Annotated in this window: 15 protein-coding genes; 3 read left to right on the forward strand and 12 right to left on the reverse strand. The window is 37.3% G+C overall.

What is annotated here, in order from left to right; translation table 11 throughout:
* Positions 1 to 242 precede the first annotated feature (242 nt).
* The 10 genes from imm40 to QM928_RS03565 all read right to left on the reverse strand — a co-directional run bounded on the left by imm40 (position 243) and on the right by QM928_RS03565 (position 14,913).
* Positions 243 to 491 carry an Imm40 family immunity protein gene (gene imm40 / locus QM928_RS03520; protein ID WP_248034235.1) on the reverse strand — a complete coding sequence of 83 codons (249 nt, stop codon included), beginning with the start codon at positions 489 to 491 and terminating at the stop codon, positions 243 to 245.
* Between the two features lie 76 nt (positions 492 to 567).
* A complete protein-coding gene (locus QM928_RS03525) occupies positions 568 to 2,580 on the reverse strand; it encodes a glucosaminidase domain-containing protein (protein WP_414294498.1) in 2,013 nt (670 codons plus the stop codon).
* A 214-nt stretch (positions 2,581 to 2,794) separates the two neighbouring features.
* Positions 2,795 to 3,241: a hypothetical protein gene (locus QM928_RS03530; RefSeq protein ID WP_414294540.1), complete on the reverse strand. Its 447-nt coding sequence runs from the start codon at positions 3,239 to 3,241 to the stop codon at positions 2,795 to 2,797.
* The gene (locus QM928_RS03535; protein WP_414321988.1) at positions 3,222 to 4,133 is read right to left on the reverse strand and encodes a phosphodiester glycosidase family protein; all 912 of its coding nucleotides are present in this window, start codon (positions 4,131 to 4,133) and stop codon (positions 3,222 to 3,224) included. The genes QM928_RS03530 and QM928_RS03535 overlap by 20 nt, the downstream gene beginning before the upstream one ends.
* Positions 4,130 to 5,173: a glycosyltransferase gene (locus tag QM928_RS03540; protein WP_414294496.1), complete on the reverse strand. Its 1,044-nt coding sequence runs from the start codon at positions 5,171 to 5,173 to the stop codon at positions 4,130 to 4,132. The genes QM928_RS03535 and QM928_RS03540 overlap by 4 nt, the downstream gene beginning before the upstream one ends.
* A 223-nt stretch (positions 5,174 to 5,396) precedes the next feature.
* Complete coding sequence (locus QM928_RS03545) at positions 5,397 to 5,894, reverse strand: YkgJ family cysteine cluster protein (protein ID WP_414294495.1); 498 nt, start codon at positions 5,892 to 5,894, stop codon at positions 5,397 to 5,399.
* 128 nt (positions 5,895 to 6,022) lie between these two features.
* Positions 6,023 to 7,201 carry a hypothetical protein gene (locus QM928_RS03550; RefSeq protein ID WP_414294494.1) on the reverse strand — a complete coding sequence of 393 codons (1,179 nt, stop codon included), beginning with the start codon at positions 7,199 to 7,201 and terminating at the stop codon, positions 6,023 to 6,025.
* 16 nt (positions 7,202 to 7,217) lie between these two features.
* On the reverse strand, positions 7,218 to 10,862 hold the full coding sequence (gene addA / locus QM928_RS03555) for a helicase-exonuclease AddAB subunit AddA (RefSeq protein ID WP_414294493.1): 3,645 nt from the start codon (positions 10,860 to 10,862) through the stop codon (positions 7,218 to 7,220).
* Positions 10,859 to 14,110, reverse strand: a complete 3,252-nt coding sequence (gene rexB, locus QM928_RS03560; protein WP_414294492.1) for an ATP-dependent nuclease subunit B — start codon at positions 14,108 to 14,110, stop codon at positions 10,859 to 10,861. The genes addA and rexB overlap by 4 nt, the downstream gene beginning before the upstream one ends.
* Positions 14,111 to 14,247: 137 nt before the next feature.
* Complete coding sequence (locus QM928_RS03565; RefSeq protein WP_414273409.1) at positions 14,248 to 14,913, reverse strand: lysostaphin resistance A-like protein; 666 nt, start codon at positions 14,911 to 14,913, stop codon at positions 14,248 to 14,250.
* A gap of 179 nt (positions 14,914 to 15,092) precedes the next feature.
* Here QM928_RS03565 and QM928_RS03570 point away from each other — a divergent pair, with 179 nt between their 5' ends.
* The 3 genes from QM928_RS03570 to QM928_RS03580 all read left to right on the forward strand — a co-directional run bounded on the left by QM928_RS03570 (position 15,093) and on the right by QM928_RS03580 (position 17,744).
* Positions 15,093 to 15,902, forward strand: coding sequence for a Cof-type HAD-IIB family hydrolase (locus QM928_RS03570; protein WP_281334938.1), 810 nt, complete (start codon positions 15,093 to 15,095; stop codon positions 15,900 to 15,902).
* Between the two features lie 164 nt (positions 15,903 to 16,066).
* Entirely contained in the window at positions 16,067 to 16,975 is a 909-nt protein-coding gene (locus QM928_RS03575; RefSeq protein ID WP_414294491.1) for an ATP-binding cassette domain-containing protein, read from the forward strand.
* Positions 16,976 to 16,985: 10 nt separating this feature from the next.
* Positions 16,986 to 17,744, forward strand: a complete 759-nt coding sequence (locus tag QM928_RS03580) for an ABC transporter permease (protein WP_371607723.1) — start codon at positions 16,986 to 16,988, stop codon at positions 17,742 to 17,744.
* 39 nt (positions 17,745 to 17,783) lie between these two features.
* Here QM928_RS03580 and QM928_RS03585 read toward each other — a convergent pair whose 3' ends face one another.
* The gene (locus QM928_RS03585; RefSeq protein ID WP_371607722.1) at positions 17,784 to 18,662 is read right to left on the reverse strand and encodes a sensor histidine kinase; all 879 of its coding nucleotides are present in this window, start codon (positions 18,660 to 18,662) and stop codon (positions 17,784 to 17,786) included.
* Positions 18,659 to 19,360 carry a response regulator transcription factor gene (locus tag QM928_RS03590; protein ID WP_414294490.1) on the reverse strand — a complete coding sequence of 234 codons (702 nt, stop codon included), beginning with the start codon at positions 19,358 to 19,360 and terminating at the stop codon, positions 18,659 to 18,661. Before QM928_RS03590 ends, QM928_RS03585 begins: the two co-directional genes overlap by 4 nt.
* Positions 19,361 to 19,371 lie beyond the last annotated feature (11 nt).

The raw sequence follows: 19,371 nt of genomic DNA on the forward strand, positions 1-19,371 counted from the left end.
ATTCCTTTCTCTTATTGGATTTATATCTATTTTTCCAGTTTCAAAAATTAAATACAAATCCTTTTTCTAAAATAAATCACTATCTTTTATTATAACATGATTTCTCGTATTTGACGCTTGATTCAATGCCGATTGTAAAATGTTTTCTAAGTAAATCAGTCACAAATGAAAATCGTCATCGTCTAAAACGATTGAAAAATAATAGTGTTCACCATGATTTTTTACATAGTTGCTAATAAACTTTATGTTTGGAAAAGGGATTTCCAGATATCAATAGTTGGATCTTGTTTCTCGTAATACCAATTATCATAAGTATGTGTCAGTTGGCCATTCTTGTAGCAAAAGACATCCCCACCTAGTATAATTTGATTATTGGCTTTGAGATTATCAAGTAAGTCTGGGATTACTGAATAATCATAAGCGTATGCATCAATCCCTAAGTCACGTAAATCAATTCCTCTTTTATTTATATTCTCAATATTCTGTTTCATAAAGTTCATTTCTCAAGTTTCTCTTGATAAGCAAAATCGATAACCACTTTGCAGTCGTTATCGATTTTAATGATTTTTAATCTTTTTCACCTAGCTGACTATTGATTCTCATCATGATACTTGCAATTTTTTCTCCCCAGTATGGATCTGAAGCATAAAGAACATTCATACCTGATGATTTATTTCCTAGGTATGTTCTGCCATTATCGATGTAATTTTCGCGAATCCACTTAGCTGCACCTAAGATACCCTTGTCAACATCGTCGAAGCTTTTAGCTGAATCATATGGTGTTGTATCGTAAGCTGCGATACCGAAGAAATTATTTTTATCCTTAGCAATTTGGCTACGTCCCCATGAACTTTCAAGGGCACTATGGGCGATTAGATAGAGAGCGTTGATCTGATAGCGTTCTTCAGCTTCTTTAAAGATTGCCCCCTTACCTGCCAGACGACTTCCCTTGATATTCATAAGAGAATAGACTTTATCTAATTCCTCAGCCGTGTAATTGCTTGGTTTTCTTAAATCTCTAAATAAGAAAGGATTTTTAACTGTAAAGTTTTCAAAGTTAATACCATCAGCTGAATAATACTTTTTACCAATAGTCATTGATGAACTATGTGGTGCAACTCGAATACTTGCGTAAGGTGACAACTCATGGTAAAGATAACGACCATCCGTAGTATAGTGAGGAATGAATTCACTATCTGAGCTGACCGCTACTAGATCACTCTTGTTCATATATCCTGAAAGTCCTGATATTTTGACTGGAAGTCGACCACCTTGAACTTCAGCCCCAGTAACCGAAACAATGCTACCTTGTGAGATATAGCTGAGTCTATCACCAGAAGCACTGTATACATAAGCTGTAATTGGTGTTACTTTATAATAGGATGATGGATCAGAAATCCATTTTCCATTGCTTTGGAATGAATAGTCTTTACCTTTGATTTTGAAAGTCCCTGTTACATATACCCCATCATCTTTGAGGTAATACCAAGCATCATAGTTCTTATCAAAAATCCATTCATTCTTAGCCATATAGCCACCAGATTTTAGATAGTAAGCACCCTGCCATTGATTTTCAGCATAGGTGCCGTCCGACTTGAGGTAGAACCAGCTATTATATTTCTTATCAAAGATCCATTCATTCTCAGCCATGGCTCCACTATCTTTTAGATAGTATTTCGATTTCCATTGGCTACTTAGCATGTCACCATCTTTATTAAAATAGTACCATGTACCGCTGATTTTTTCCCACTTGTCGCGAATAATTTTTCCTGATTCTGTAGCATAATACCACTTATCCTCAAGTTTTAACCAGGAATTTTCCACCATAGCACCACTACTTTTGAGAAGATAATCATTATAAATAGTATTGCTTAACATTGTGCCAGATTCATCAAATCGGTACCAAACACCAGCTATCTTTTTCCAAGTATTACGAGTAACTTTCCCGTCCTCAGTGGCATAATACCATTTATCAGCAATTTTTACCCAAGAATTTTCTGCCATAGCACCACTAGTCTTGAGAAGATAATCATTATAAATAGTAGCACTTAGCATGGTACCAGATTCATCAAATCGATACCAAACACCTGCTATCTTTTTCCAATTATTACGAGTAACTTTCCCGTCCTCAGTGGCATAATACCATTGGTTGTCAATTTTTACCCAAGAAGATTCTGCCAAAGCACCGCTATTATTCAATAGGTAATCATTAAAGATAGTATTACTAAGCATGATGCCATCTTGATTAAAATAGTACCAAACACCAGCTATTTTTTTCCAATTTGAAACGGGCTGATTATCCTCATAATAACGCCATTGGTTATTTTCTTTTTGCCAACCTTCTTTGTTAACTACCTCTACTACTGCTTCTTTTGAAGGTTGTTCTTTGGTCTCTGGAGTTTGAGAAGTTGCTTTTTCAGCTTCGCTTTGATTTTTCTTCTCATTGCTTACTGTATTGGTAGCAATCTTTTCTGATGATTGAACATTATTGGTAGCTTGAGAATCCTCGGCATAGACGGTCGTTTTTGCAAAACCTGCCATAGAGAGGGCAACCGTACTTGCCAGCAATATTTTTTTCATTCTTTTCTCCTTACAAATACCTAGATATTGTATTTTATGTTTCTATATATTGTGTAAAAAACAGTATTTATCCACTATATTATACAATATTCTGTTAAATATAAAAGTAGTATCTTTCAGAAGAAAAGAACTTGTAATATTTTTAAAATATTTTAGAAATAAAAGTCAATAAAAAGTAGTCGAACATCAGCTGAACGACTACTTTTTTATAACATTATGCCTGACCATAGACTTCTTTACGATTTGTTTTGGTTGCTTTAGTAGAATTCTTCCAAAGGTTTGGATTGATGAAAATAGTGACAATCGCTAGTATTGCAAAACCAATCCCAACATGCCAGTAGGGTGTATCCAAGGTTGTAGAGCGTCCTGAAAGATTGACAATTCCTCGGAAAAGTGTACCCGCTGTAATAATCGCTACTGCCGAATTCCATAGATTTAGACTAATACGAGAGAAATGAGGGAGAACCTTGAGAAAGATTGCTAGTAGAATCCCTCCTACAAGAGGTGCTGCAAATAAATAGTGCATATGAACAGAAGTTTCTCCAAAACTAAAAGCTTCATAAATTCTAGAAAATGCAAAGAAGAAAATAGTGATTAGTGTATAAGAAATGACTGTTTTTTTTAACCGTTTTTTGCCAAGATTAGTAACCGATGTAGACAATGTCACTCACCGCCCTTTCTGAAATTTTGTTTCCACCAGTCGTTGGTTTATTGATAACCTGACCGTTGAAGTAAAGTGTAGATGATCCACCACCATCAAGATTGTAGGCAGTCTTTACTCCATAAGATTTCATGACTTCAGCTAGCTGATAAAGAGAGAGACCTTCACTTTCTGAGGTACGTCCATCTGAAACAACGATGATATAGTGGTTTTCATCGATCATACCAATAGCTGTACGAGGATTTGAAGCCATTGCTTGTCCTACTTCTGTACTGGTATCAACTGCAATTTCACCATTTTCGACCAAAGCTGGTCCAAAAGCCAAGAGATTGACGACACCGTCATTTACTAGTTGCTCAGCTGATATCTGATCTTCGTAAATAATCTTAAAAGAGCCGTCTTTATAAATAGCTAAGTCCCCATTACTAGAATCTTCACGAACAGTATCACGATAGACAACGCCATTACGGATAACATAACCTGTAGAGTTAGCACCATAGTAGTCCCCGTTTACCGATAAAATGGCATTGTTGTCAGCTGCGGTTACAGAGGTTTTTGCAGTTACGTTAGTTCCATAAGCATTTTGAGCAAAGGCAGTTTTCAGATAATTTGATGAGCTCAGAGTAATATCAGCAACGTAGACTTGTGTATTATTGACCGTCGTTTCAGAAAAATTGACGGAAATATTGTCATCTTTATAACTAGAGTCAGTGACAGTAGCTGTCTTAGCAGCTTGACTTGCTGCTGCAGCATTGGAACTTGTGCTAGTTGTGGCAACTGTCGAGATAGTTTCAGCGAGGACAAAGGTCTTTAGCATGGAGTAACTAAAGGATCCTGTCAAGAGTAAACCGAGAATCGATGCATAAGCATATGGTTTCTTTATAAATTTCATAATACAGTTGATGTCCTTTCCTTAAAGATGAATTTCTTCTGCACTGTCCAAGAGACAGCGAAGAGAAGGATGCCGACGATAACTTTGGCGATCAGAAGGTTGATACCAAAGACTGTAAAGAAGAGACGAATCATTAGCGTGTCTAAGACAAAGAGTCCAACTGCTAGACCAAAGTATCCCATCCCTGTTTTCACAAGGCTATCGTCATTTTTAAAGACTAGTTTTTTATTTGTAGAATAGTTGAAAATAGAACTAGTCACACGAGCGACTCCGTTTGCTAGAAAGATTCGTAGACTCGTCGGAACTGTCGGCAAAATCAAGATTGCTAGGGCGTAAACGACATAGTCTACAACAAAGCTACTGAGAGATGATAAGGCAAATTTAAAGATATTTTTATAGATCATGAGCCCGTCTTGGATTGGGCGGAAGTGTGAAGCCTCATTGTCATTAATATAGACAGTTTCAATAGGAACTTCTAAAATCTCATATTCTTTCGTTGCTTCGAGCAACATATTCATTTCATATTCGTAACGTTGGCCTTCAATCTTAAGCATAAACGGTATCAAGTTTGTAGTAAAAGCACGAAGACCTGTCTGCGTATCTGTTACTCCTACTCCTGTTTGAAGCTTAAAGAGAGCTTTGGTTAAGCTGTTACCAAAACGGCTACGAAGAGGAACTTTTCCTGAAAAGGCACGTACACCCAAGATTAGCTTGTTTGGATTTTCGGAAGCTTTATTAACCGTGCGGAAAATATCCCATACCTTGTGCTGTCCATCCGCATCTGCTGTGACAACCGTACCATAAATGTTTTGTTCTTGGATATAAGTAAAGGCTGTTTTTAGAGCCTGCCCTTTACCTTGGTTCACTTGGTGACGGATGACAGTTGCATATTGTTCTGCTTTGTCAAAGATTTTTTGGCACTCTGATGAACTGCCGTCGTCTATGACTAAGATATGAAAATCATTCTTTTTGTGAATTTTTTCGATGAGTTTGATAAGTTGCTTATCTGGTTGATAAGCTGGAATGACTATGTAGTTCATATCGATACCTCTTTCTTTGATGATGGTATAACTATACAGAACATCGCTTAAAGATACCTTATATCAGTTTTCTTTAAGATTAGGTTTAAAAAACTTTAAGCTTAAAGAAAGACTTATCACTTAATAAGAAATATGGTTTGAATTTTCAGATAAAAATAAATATACAAAAATCCCCAAATAGTAACTGTATTTGAGGATGAATCTTATCACAAAGTGAGAGTTCTTAATCTATCTTCTCTCTTAATTTTTCAACAAAGAGATAAGCTGCTGGGCAGGTCAAAGTGTTTTTGATTGTTAGATTATTGATTTGATAGATTTTTTTACGGTCTGTATGTGGGAACTCGCGACAAGCTTTGGGACGGACGTCGTAGATTGAACAAAGATTATCGCCTCCTAAGAAGGGACAAGGCATTGACTTAAAGACTTTATCACCGTCTTCATCTACTTGCAAAAACTCAGCTTCAAAGGCTGGCAATTTCATTTTAAAGTATTTTGCGATACGTGTGATATCTGCTTCTTTGAAGTCTGGACCAAGACTCTTGCAACAGTTAGCGCAGGCTGTACAATCAATTTCAGTAAAAACTTCTTGATGGATTTCAAGGGCAATTTTATCCAAATTTTTAGGTGCTTTCTTTTTCAGATTTCCTAAAAACTTCCGATGCTCTTTTTGTTTTTGCAAGGCTAGTTGGTGATAATATTCGATATCGATTTCTTTTGACATAGTTTCTTTCTATTTTTTTAATGTTGATACAAATATTTTTGGTTTATACATAAGATAAATTATGTAAAATTGTTTTAAGACATAATTTTAACAATAATGAGTCTCTCCATGCAGAACGAAAACTACTGCTATACTATCATTCTTTCTAAAAAAGGTTTGATGCAGTTGGTTAAAATGCCTTCTATCCATGATTTTTGTGCGGATGATAGGTTTTCTGCATTTAAAGTCTCCTTTAAAAAATCACGTACCTGGTCGGGTGCTATTTCAAACTCAAAAGCCTTCATTTTGTAGAAAAAATCAAATAGATTATTAGATAGGTATTCTCTTGAAAATGGGATTTCTCCAGTTTTTCGATACGTGGTTAAAAGTCGAGAAAAGCGAGCTTTTTCTTCTGGAATATCTTGAAAATAAGAGTTTAACAACCATACTTGCTTTTGTTTTCTTTCAAGGGGATCTTGACTAGCAATGCGTTGATCCTTTTCGAGTTCTCTTTGATACTGTTTTGATTTTATAGAACGTTCTGCACGATTTTTACCAAAGAGAATTTTTTCCCATTGGCGCTCTTCTAGAGTCAGTGTTTCGCTCAGTCCAAAGTAATCTTGATAGACACGTTCAGCTGGTCCCATTGCTAGAACTAGATTATCCGCATATTGTTTAGCAATCTTGTCTCGCTTCTTTCGTTCCTTTTCTGCTTTGATGCGAAGTTCTTGCTCATAGTCAATTTTTTCTTTTCCTAGTTTAACTAGATAGAGTTGATCGTCAGATTTTCCAAGTAGAAAGGGTTTAATAAATTTCTCAAGAACTTCTTCCATACGAGCTTTCTTCACAGGCTCTGCCTTAGTCCAACTTCCACCTTGAAAAACCTCCAAAAAGAGTTGATAATCCTTTTCTGGTGAGAATTGATTACCTCGATTTGACTTAAAAGCTCCCTTTTTCCATAGCCAGTTGATCAGTCGCTCATCAAAATCTGTTTTATTAACTCGAATGCTTTCTTTTTTCTGGGCTTTTCTGGTCAGATTTTCAAGCTTTCTGAGAAGTTTTTCCTCCTCTTCTAGCTGTAGATCTAGGTTGATTCTTTGGAAATGGCGAACACAGTCACTCCCAATGGGAAAGAGACGTTTGCCGGTAACACCGTTAAAAAGTTCATAAGCATACTTAATAGCATTGCCACAGACACAATTACTCCGACCGATTCCATTAAAAATCAAGGAAACTTCACTCCATTCTTTGGTAGCTTGTTCCCAAGTATCGGCTTTAGAGGCCTCTAAAACTGCATCATATAAGTTTTTTCTAACAGGAATGGACATGATACCTCCTTTCTTTTTATAGTTTAACGACTTCTACTTGGTCTTTACCAAGTAGAATCAAATATTTCTCAACTGTTTCTATCTGATAAGAGCGAGATAGAGCCTCTGCATAGAGATCTAATTGTCCTCGATAGCGTTCAACAAGCTGACTAGCATGCTCATAACGGTCTGTCTTGTAGTCAAAGAGAACAATTTTATCCTCATAAACTAGATAACCATCTAAAATTCCACGGACAACAAAGTTTTCTTGGCTTTTCTCGTCTCTTTTTAACATTGAGAAAGGTTGTTCTCGATAGAGTTTATCTTGATTTGCAAGAATCTCTTGACCTAGAGCTGTATCAAAGAAAGACAAGATTTTTTCCAGATTAACTTTATCTTTAACAGCTGAAGTTGCCTGAACTTGCTCCAAGGCATCTGTCAAGGTTTCCAAAGTAGGTTTCTTAGCGAGATTGATTCGTTGCATCAATTCATGAGTAGCACTACCAATTTCAGCTCCAGTGACTTTTTCTTTCTTGGAGAAGTCTGGAAGTTCAAACTGAATAATAGTTTCTTTTGGTTTAGATTGACCAGCAACTACTACACCTTCCATATCCATGACTGGTTCATAAAACTTCTTAATCTGGCTTGGGGTCTGAACACTCGGAAGATTAATCGCTACACGGTGGATTTCATTATACACTTCCACTTCTTTCAGCATTTGTAAAGCTTCCTTAATGGTATCAGACTGACGGTTGCTTGCCTGAGAAAGATCTTGGAGTTGGCTTTTAGTTTCCAATTTACCGATAGCTTCTTCTGTCAGTTGTTCTTCAGCCTCGAAACGAACAATAAAGTGTAAGTCCTCTTTAGAAAAAGCTTGATAGATGGCCCAAATCCAGTCCTGGAAATTTTGAGCATCTAACCTGGTTTGACGAGTTAGGAGACCTTGCCCATTTGTCATAAATACTTTAGACTCCAACTTTTCTCTTGATCCCTTTCCGACTAGATAGAGTTTTTTTTCAGCACGAGTCATGGCTACATACAGTAAACGCATCAACTCAGAATAGCTTGCTAATTGGAGCTCCTCCTCATTTTGACTATAAGTCAAGCTTGGGATGGATAACTTAATCGTAGATGGAACATATTCCTCTTTTGCATTTGTAGCTACTCTAGCTACGTACTTAAGACCAAGGCCATTTTTACGACTTAGGATAACTTCAGACATGGAATCTTGCTTGTTAAATTGCTGATCAATATTAAGGATAAAGACATAAGGAAACTCAAGGCCCTTACTTTTATGAATACTCATAAGTTCTACAGCATCCTTAGGTGGTGCCACAGCAACATTAGCAAGATCATGTTGGGCTTCCAAGACCTGATCTATCATTCGAATAAAGCGAGATAATCCCTTGAAATTACTCTTTTCAAACTGATCAGCTCGTAAAGCTAAGGCATAGAGGTTAGCCTGTCTGGCCTGTCCATTTGGTAAAGCACCGACATAGTCATAGTAAAAACGGTCGCTATAGATTTTCCAAATGAGATCATAAAGTGAGTGCGTTTTAGAATACAAGCGCCAAGCCTGGACTGTTTCCATGAAGAAGTTTAGTTTCTTTTGTAATTCAGCTTTGATTAAATCCTTTTGAAGACCAATTTTCTTCTGAACATTAACTAGTTTCTCATAAAAGTTTTCTTGAACCTTATCCTCGGATTTCTGAAGAGCTAATCGAGCCAATTCATCTTCATCAAAGCTAAACATTGGAGACTTCATGAGAGCAACCAAAGCGAAATCTTGAAGAGGGTTGTGGATGACACGAAGAGTATCCAACATAACCTGCACTTCTAGGGATTGCAAATAGTTTGATTGGGCACCGTCTGTCTTGACTGGAATACCATAGTCAGACAAGGCAAGTAGGACCTGGTCATTGCGACTTCTGCTGGCAGTTAAGAGAGCCATGTCCTTGAAAGGTACACCCTTATCATTATGAAGGTGAATTATCTCCTTAAGCACCATGCGCATCTCACCAGTCAGTTTGTTGCTTGTAAGTTCTTCCTCATCATCAGAATCGCTATCATCCTTATCATATAAGAGAACTTCTGCCTTGTTTTCAGGATTTGCTTGAATATCAGTATTTCCAAAAACAAGTTGATGCATACCATCGTATGAAATTTCCCCAACTTCCTCGTCCATAAGATGCTTAAAGACATCATTTGTAGCATCTAGAACCTCTGAACTACTACGGAAATTTTCCTTAAGCAGAATTAACTGACCTTCTTTGCCATCTTGAGCAAATCTATGAAATTTTTCGTTGAAGATTTGGGGATCTGCCTGTCTGAAACGATAAATAGATTGTTTAATGTCACCCACCATAAAACGATTATGACCGTTTGAGAGGAGTTCTAACATTCTTTCCTGGATGTGGTTGGTATCCTGATATTCATCGACCATAACTTCGTGGAAGCGTTCCTGATACTCTTGACGCACATGTGGGAAGTTTTCTAAAATCTCAATGGTATAGTGGCTAATATCAGCAAATTCAAAGGCATTTTCTTCGCGTTTACGCTTTCGATAGGCATCAACAAAATCACTCATAAAAACTTGAAAAGTCTTTGCTAAGTCCCAAGACTCTTGATGATATTTTTCCTGGAATTTTAGTAAAGTAATTTGGTCATTTAGTGCAATTAGCTTTTCAAACTTGTCTTTTCTCTCTTGGTTGTACGCTTCTTTCAGTTCTAGGAGTTCGGCCTTACGACTAGCATTTGTAAGAGCACGACCTCCCTTATCCTTAGAGATACTAACAACTCGGTCTAAAACTTCTAGATATTGATTAAAAGTTGATTCGTTGGTTAAAGCTCCGATTTCATCAAGTACTTGTTGAACAGACTCTAAGTAAGTCGCCTTACCGAATTCCTTGGCATCATTATCCAGATGATAACGGAAAAAGCTTTCTAAATCCCAAAGTCTTTCTTTTATATCCTCTGCAAGGATTTCTTTAGCAACCGTAAAATCAGCCTTTTCAAAGCCTTTTAGAAAGGAACTTTTTAGCCAAGCCTGAGGATTACTTGTGGATTGCAAAAAGTCATAAATCATATAGACCTGTTTACGCAGTCCACGCGCATCCTTGCTTCTACCTGCAAAGTTCTTGACCAATCGACTAAAATTATCTTTATCCTTACCTTGGTAGTGACTTTCAAAAACTTGGCGAAAAACCTCATTTTTTAAGAGAAGCTGCTCACTTTCATTCTGAAGAATGCGAAAATTTGGAGCGAGTTCAAGGAGATAACCATGCTTGGTCAGGAATTTCTGGGTAAAAGAGTCCATGGTTCCGATGGCAGCGTTTGGTAAATCAGCTAATTGTCTTCCAAGATGTTTTTTAAGCTCCAAATCTTGAGCCTCTTGGATTTGTTGGCTGATTTTCTTTTCCAAGCGTTCTTTTAACTCGGTTGCTGCCTTTACCGTAAAGGTTGAGATAAAGAGTTGGCGAATTTCTACACCACGCGCTAGTTGATCAAGAATTCGTTCAGCCATGACAAAGGTTTTTCCTGAGCCAGCTGATGCTGAGACCAGAATATTTTGACCAGAACTATAAATAGCTTGAATTTGCTCAGCAGTTTTCTTGGGTTTCTTGTCAGATTGAGCTTCTTCTATTTGCAACTTTTCAATCTCTTCTTGGGATAAAAATTTCATCGCTCCAACTCCTCTCTAATTTTATTAAACCATGCTTCCTTATCATTGCTCTTAGCAACCTTATCTAACAATCTAGCCTGACCTAGATGGTAATTGGCTTCAAAACCTGTAATAGCTTGATATTGTTGAACATAAGGTGCAATGCTTCTACCATCTTCTGTATAAGGATTGATAGCAAAACTACCAGATAAAATCTTCTCTGCCGCCTTCTTGTAGATAAGCGCGTTATAGTCAAGCAACAACTGGAATTCATCATCAGACAACTGATAAGTTTTGTTTTTATTATATAGTTCACCAAGGTTCTTTATCTCTTTTTCGAGAAATAGCCCTTGATATTTCATACTCTTAGTCGTTTCTGCTAAAGCCTTTGAAAGAGTTTTAACAGTTTGTAAGGACTGAACTGGTTCAGCCATCTCTAAATACATAGCACCAAAGAAATCGTTATTTCCTTCTTTCTTAAGAGCAGCTAGATAGGTTGGTAATTGTGAATTAAGGCCGTTATAGAAGAGAGGGAAGTTAAACTGAGTTAGAGAAGATTTGTAATCGACAACACCTATAGCTCCATCTAACTTTAGACGGTCAATGCGGTCAACCTTACCACGAATATAGACATTACGACCATTATCTAGCTGAATAAAGACTTGTTCCTTGCCACCAAAGACTGCCTCTTCCTGAATGGTTTCAATTTCAGAATTGTGACGCAGAATGTGTCCAGTAGCGCGTGCTACATCCAAAAGAACTTCCTGGGTTAATTGGGCTTCCAAACTTTCTTGATAAATGGCTTGAAACTCACGTTCTTGACTGGTTTCAGAGATTGCTTGTTCTAAACGATGATCAAAGGATTCATCACTCGGAAGTTTCAATACACGTTCAAAGATACGATGCAAGAAATTCCCGTGACTTCGTGCATCAGGTCGCAGACGCAATTCTTCCTGCAAGCCTAAGACATAACGAAGGTAATAGCTGTATTCATTACGATAAAACTCTGTTAATCCAGAAGTTGATAGATAGAAATCCTGACCTTGAGGATACAAGGCATCTAAAGTATCTGCTGCTAAGGTCTTACTTTTTGGACTTGTCGGTAGGACAGGATTATCAAGACCTTTACCCTCCAACTTTTTATCCATAACGCGGGCTAAAACTTTGACAAAGGTTAAGTCTTGGTCACTTGTCTCCGTCTCACCTTGCTGATGATAGGTAACCAGACTAGACAAAAGACTGTGATAAGAACCGATATCATCCTTTGATAGGTTTTTTCGATCGATTCTTTTTTCAATCTTGTAAAATCCAAAATCCTGCAATTCTTTCAGATATACCGACTCTTTACTCTCATTTTCATTGAGTAAACTTGGTGCCGATAAGACCAATTCCTTCCTAGCAGAATTGACCAAAGAAAGCATGGTATAGCGATTCTTCTTGAGATTCTCTTGACTTGCAATCAATAATTGAGAGCCATCTTCAGTACCTTGGTTTAAAACTTCTCTTTCTTCATCACTCAAAAGACTAGTATTTTGGGTGATTTTAGGTAGATGATCCTGGGTTAAGCCAAGAGCATAGATGTAATCAGAAGTCAAAGGCGAAATCAAATCATAGCTTTGCACCAGAACCGTATCTACCGTTGCTGGGATTGTACGATAATTTGATAAGGACATCCCTGAATGAAGAAGAGCCAAAAAATCATCTAAAGTGACCTGAGTCCCCTCAAATACGGTCGCAAATTGCTCCATTACGTGGCAAAATGCTTTCCAGACCTCTTCTTGTCTTTCTTGCTCTGTCGCATCCATCGTTTCAGATAAGGATTGTAATTGCTTGGTAACAGATGCATCCTTCAAAAAGTTATTCCATTTTGTAAGGATATTTTCAGTCTTTTGCTTACGACTGGATAATAAAGTTTCTAGTGGATTTAGGACACGGACACGCAGCTCATTTAATTTTTCTAAATCAAATTTTCCATGATGATTTTTTGTAAATTCTTGTTTAAAGTTAGAAAGTCCATCAATACCTAAATAGCGGATATATTGTTCAAAGCTATCGATTTCTTCTTGAGTAAGGTCGGTATATAAGCCGGTTCGTAAGAGGTTAATCAAATCTTCCTGACGGAAATAGTACCGTTTGAGACGTCCCACAGACTCTACAAATTGAGTCAAAGGATGATGAGCCATAGACTCAATTTTACCCAGATAGAAGGGAATCTGATATTGATTAAAAATTGTCTGCAAGGACAGTTTATAGGAATCTACGTCACCAAGTAAGATACGAAAATTCTTATAGCTAAGTTCTGGCTCTTGGTGCAATTTCTGGCGAATGCTACGAGCAACTAGCTCCAGCTCTTCTTTTTGTGTTAGACAAGACCAGATTTGCAGGTCTTCTCTATCCTTAGCATCCACTTCTAAGCTAATTTCAGAATAATCATAAGCACTTTCCAGTGATTTTGAGGCCTTGGCAAAAGCATCCAAGTTTTCATGTTCTTGACAGGCATCTTCTGTCTTGGTCTGATATTTAAAAGCTAAATGACGTAGAAATTCAACACTGGCTTGATAGAGGTTCCCTTCACTAAAAGGGCTATTATAGGCTCTCTTAGACGCATATACACCAATAATAATCTCAACACCCTTACGATGAAGCAAATCCACTAGGTGTTCCTCTTCTGCAGAAAAACGGGTGAAACCATCAATGACTAGTGCAATCTTACTAAAATCACTACTTACCTTGTTTTCTTCGATAGCATCAATCAGATAGGATAATGGACTCCCCTGTGAAACTTGACCTTGATTTAAATACGCTGTTACCTTTTCAAAAATTAAGAGTAAATCAGAACGTTTATCAGCATCTGTCAAACTTTCCAAGTCCAAAAAACTCATCTTTGCAGTTGAAATTTCATGATAAATCTCAATCAGTTGCTGGATGAATTGCGGATCTTGTTTAATAGCCCCATAAACACGTAAATCCTTAGCGTCTATCTCAGACAGACATTTATAGAAAGCCATACCAAGACCGATATCATCGAGACTTGACCTCTCAGGAATATCATTTAAAACTAGATAACGAGCCATTTGAGCGAAGCGCGTGACTGTGATAGCAAAAGAAGCCTGCTGACTCAAGCACTCCAGCACGGCACGTTCCTTTTCAAAAGAAAGAGAGTTAGGGGCGATATAAAAGACTCGTTTGCCTTGGGCAACTAGTCCTTGAGCCTCCTTGGTTAGGATTTCTGTCAAAGAAGTCCGAATATCGGTATAAAGTAGTTTCATCTCAGCCTCGTTTGATTTTTTCATTACCTTTCATTATACCATTTTTTGACTGCTAATCCTATAAATAGAGGGCTCTTTAACATCTCAAGAAAAGAAAAATGCCAGAAATTTCCGGCATTGATTGATAAGCACTAACTTCATGAAAATACGAGAATCCATAATTCCCAAAATGCAGCAATGTTAATCATGATATGGAGCAAAATAGGATAATAGAGAGAATGAGTTTTTCGGTAGAGGAAAGCTAAAATTGCTCCTCCACTTGCATAGGTGAAAAAGGCGAGCGGTGTTATACCATCAGCAACATGCACATAGCCAAAGACACAGGCTGATAGTAAAACATCTCCATACCAAGGTGAATCTTTAAAAAATGTATTCATCAGAACTCCTCGGTAAACCAATTCTTCTGAAATTGGTCCTAGCAGACAAGTAATAAGCAAAAAATACAGCAACTCTTGTCGCCCTGTCATCTCAATCATTTCATTTAAAGCCATTTGATTGGACGTGGCTGGGGTTAAAAAGGAAAACACAATACCTGAAAGATGATTGACTCCATAAGCAAGAAGCAAATAAACTGGATATCTCCATTTCCACTTCAACTCAAGAATTTTCCTACCTTCGAATACTAGTAAATAAAGAATAGCTATAAAAGTAACGATGAGCTCTAAAAAAGCAAGAATCAAGAAATACTCTCGACTAGCAACTACAAATCTAGCTGAAAAGTGATTAAAAATCCACCAAAACCAAGTCTTCCTATAAATGATTACCAATAAGGCTAGTAAAATCTGTACTACTCTTTTTTTCATGCCAAGTCCTCTGCTTTTTTATCCATTATCAGTATATTGCAAATTTAGTATAGCATATATTTGCCAAAAAGCTTCTTCCAATCATGAATTGTAATTGAAACGTCCTAAATTGACATAGTAATCCTTATTTCCACTAAATTATGCTATAATATAGACAAAACACGTGAAAAGGAACTACTATGATTAAACTACTTGCCCTTGATATGGACGGAACTCTGCTCAACGAAGCCAAAGAAATTCCTCAGGCTCATATTGATGCCATTCATAAGGCTATCGAAAAAGGCGTCAAACTGGTTCTCTGTACTGGTCGTCCTCTCTTTGGGGTTCTTCCCTACTACAAGAAACTAGGACTAGATTTGCAGAATGAATACGTCATCGTCAACAATGGTTGTTCTACCCACCAAACTAGTGACTGGGGCCTTGTTGACTGGCGAGAACTTAGCAAATCAGACATTGAATACCTAAATGAACTTGCAGAAAAAAGTGAGGTTCAATTGACTCTCTTTGACGAGGAACACTACTTCGTTCTCGGAGGCGAACCAAATCCTGTCGTAAAATACGATGCGACACTCGTCTTTGCTGATCTGACTGAAATCTCACTGGAAGAAGCTACTAGTGGTAAGTACCGTATGTTCCAAGGCATGTTCTTAGGTACAAAAGAACAAACAGATGATTTTGAACAACGATTTGCTGATGAACTTTGTCAGAGATTTAGCGGAGTTCGTTCACAACCAGTTATCTATGAAGCAATGCCACTCGGTACCACAAAAGCTTCTGCTCTTTCTCGTTTGGCAGAGATTTTGGATATCCAAGCTTCTGAAATCATGGCCATGGGTGATGCCAACAACGATATTGAGATGTTAGAATTTGCAGGGCTTGGGATTGCCATGGGAAATGCTAGCGACTATGTCAAATCTCTCGCGGATGCCGTAACTGCTAGCAATGAAGAAGACGGTGTTGCACGCGCTATTGAGAAATATATTTTGTAGAAAATAAGCCCAGTCAACTAGCATTTCTAGCCAACTGGGCTTTTTATTTTTTAGAAACTTAAAAACTTTAGAAACTCTTTAGAAATGCTTGACGATTCTTTGATATCTATGCTTTATACTAGAATTATAAAAATAAAACATCTTAAAGGCTAAAGGAGAAAACTATGAAAACAGTCCTCGAAATCCATGGCTTGTCCAAACAATTTGGCAAACAACCTATTCTACAAGATCTTAATCTCTCAGTAAAAGAAGGAGATATCTATGGGCTTATCGGAAAGAATGGTGCTGGTAAAACTACTCTGATTAAAATCATTACCCAATTATTATCTGCTGACTATGGAACCATTTCCCTCTTTTCCAGTCAAGGTTATAAGGAATGCACCAAAGCCCTATCCCGAGTAGGTTCAGTCATTGAATCCCCAGTAGCACACAATCATTTAACAGCCTATCAAAATCTTAAATATTATTGTACTATTCGACATATCCCAAATGCTGATCAAGTCATTCAGGAAACGTTAAAATATGTAGGGTTATCAGATACAGGTAGAAAAGTTTTTCGAGATTTCTCTCTTGGGATGAAACAACGTCTGGGCATTGCTATTGCTCTCCTATCAAAACCAGACTTTCTCATCCTTGATGAACCCATCAATGGACTTGACCCAATCGGTATCAAAGAGTTTCGTCAAATGATTCAACGTCTGAATCAAGAACTAGGAATGACCATTCTCATCTCTAGTCATATCTTGTCAGAACTCTATCTCGTTGCCAATCGATTTGGAATCCTTGACCAAGGGAAGATCATTCGAGAAATCAGTAAGGCCGAATTTGAGACACTTAATGAAGACTATATCGTTCTGAAAACAAGTGAAAAAGAAAAAGCTAGTCAAATCTTAAAAGACAAAGTGCGTCTTGAGTTTAAAGTTGTGAATTCAGAAAATGAGATTCATATTTTTAGTCATGAACAAGATGTCAAACGAATTCTCAAAGAACTTACTCTAGCAGATGTCGCTGTTGATGAGATTTACTATGCTCGTCAAAATCTTGAAGAATACTTCACACAATTAGTAAAATAGGAGGAAGATCATGATTCATACAATTCAAGCAGACTTTTACCGTCTTTTCCGTTCCAAAGGTTTTTGGATTACAGAGATTGTTCTCTTTGCACTCATGTTAATGGGAGCTACTATTGGGGCTACAGGACATCTAATGTCAGTTAATACAACGCCCCCAGAATCAGAAATTCCAACCCAAGGTTGGAATGGTGTGCAAGCCCTGATTAACGCATCGAGTCAAGGTTCAAACCTCGTTTTTCTCTGTATTATCCTTGCTTGCCTCGTTCTGGGAGTTGACCTTATCGGAAAACTCTATAAAAACAGTTTGACAGTAGGGGTTTCTCGTACAGAATTCTTTCTAGCCAAATCTGTTGTATTAGCCAGTATCGCTCTAATGCAAATTCTTATTAGCCTAGTTATTGCTTTCGTACCAGCAACTATCCTAAACGGAGTAGGAACCATGCCAGAAGGATTTATTGGCAATCTCCTTCTAACGATTGGTCTTCAATTCCTCTGCCTTCTTGCTTGGCTTTCCATTATTTCCTTCATTCTCTATGTGACTCATTCTTATCTGGCTGTTTTCATTGGCTATTTAATCAGTTCTATCTTGCTTTCAATGCCGATGCTTATATTCCCAGATATTGAGATTTTACGCTATTTATCCTTAAATGTTGCCTATGCCATGACTGCCTATAGTCAAGCTGTTCTATACACCATTATCGTTACAGTGACTGTTATTCTATTCTTTACCATCAGTGGACTTGCTGTATTCAAGAAGAAAAGCTTATAAAAATGACCTCCTCTATTCAAAAAGAGGAGGTTTTTTGTTTTAAAAGAGAATCTTAACTGTAAACCAAGCACCATCTGTACTTAGTTGTAGTTCTGCTCCAAGGAGATGGGAAAGTTCTTCAGTAATATAAAGACCTAAACCAGAGGATTCTTCTGTATCTGAGAGATTTTCAGAGTAAAATCGCTGACTGAGATTTTCAATTTTGCGAATGGGTTGTTTGACCAGATTTGAAATTTCCAAACAAATGTGATTATCCACTTCCTTCAAAGAAAATCTCGCTTCATCCTTCCCATGTTTTAAAACATTGCCAATGAGATTTTGCAACATACGGTCTAATAAATCCGAATCTGTCAGTAAATACAAACCAGATTCTACTTGCAAATCAAGGTCAATCTTTGCCGTTTGAAAAGAATCATAATAGGTTAGTAATTTTTGCGTCATAAATGTCGAGACTTCTAACTCAGATAAGTCAGGTTTAACTGCTCCTTCCATTAACCGACGATAGTCCAAAAGAGCCTCTAGACGTTTTGAAACTTGATTGAGATGGTGGGAAATTTTTTTCAAACTCTCAGACTCAGGATTTTCTGTTTTAAGCAATTGCTGAGTATAACCCGACGCAATCGTTAAAGGCGTCCGAATATCATGTGCAATATTGCTAATAGCCATGTCCAAAGTCTGCTTTTCACGTTTCATAATCAAGCGTGACTGCTCAACTTCTTGAAAGAGATGATTGATTTGCTGGTAAAGATGTAAAAAATCCTTGGAGAAAGTTGACACTCCGATTCTCTTCATACTTCCAGTCAGAATCTTATCTTCAATCTGTTGGCTCAAGTTAACGAGTGCTAGATGATAGCGAATCAACCATATCGTCAATAGGATAATGACCAGCACTAGCAAAGATAGTAAAATGTAGATCATTGCTCATCTCCTTTTAACCGAACACCAACTCCCCAGATAGTTTCAATATACTCTTGCTCTGGATCCAGTTGGCCTAATTTTTTACGGAGATTACTTAAATGAGTGTTGAGAGTATTGTCGCCTGGTAAATAAGTATCCTCCCAGACCAATTCATAGAGTTCTTCTTTCGTGAAAATTTTCTTAGGATGTCCCAGTAAGGTTTGAAGAATCAAGCACTCTTTCTTAGCTAGGCGAATAGTTTCCTGGCTATTTTTGATTTCAAAACTATCTGCATCAAATTGAATATTTTTTAACTGTTGAATCAATTTGTCAGGATTTTCGATTTCAGCTGCTTGCTTGTCACTATTTTGACGTAATTGAACCGTAACCCTGGCAAAAACTTCATCCAAATCAAAAGGCTTTACGATATAATCATTAGCGCCATCTAAGAGATATTGACTGATGAGCTTTTTATCGCTTAGGGCAGTTAGCATGATGACAGGAACTGAACTATCTTGTCTAATGGCTTTTAAAACCTGATCGCCATTTTTTCCTGGAAGCATAATATCTAACAAGATTAGATCAATGTCACCTTGTTCAAATCGTATCATTCCTTCAGTACCAGAAAAAGCCTGAATCACCTCATGCTCCTCAGAAAGAAGAGTTCTCAAAATTTCTTGAATCTCATTATTATCTTCAACGATAAGTATTCTAGCCATAAACACCAACC

The sequence above is a fragment of the Streptococcus infantis genome (assembly GCF_047460405.1).
GTDB lineage: Bacteria > Bacillota > Bacilli > Lactobacillales > Streptococcaceae > Streptococcus > Streptococcus infantis_Q.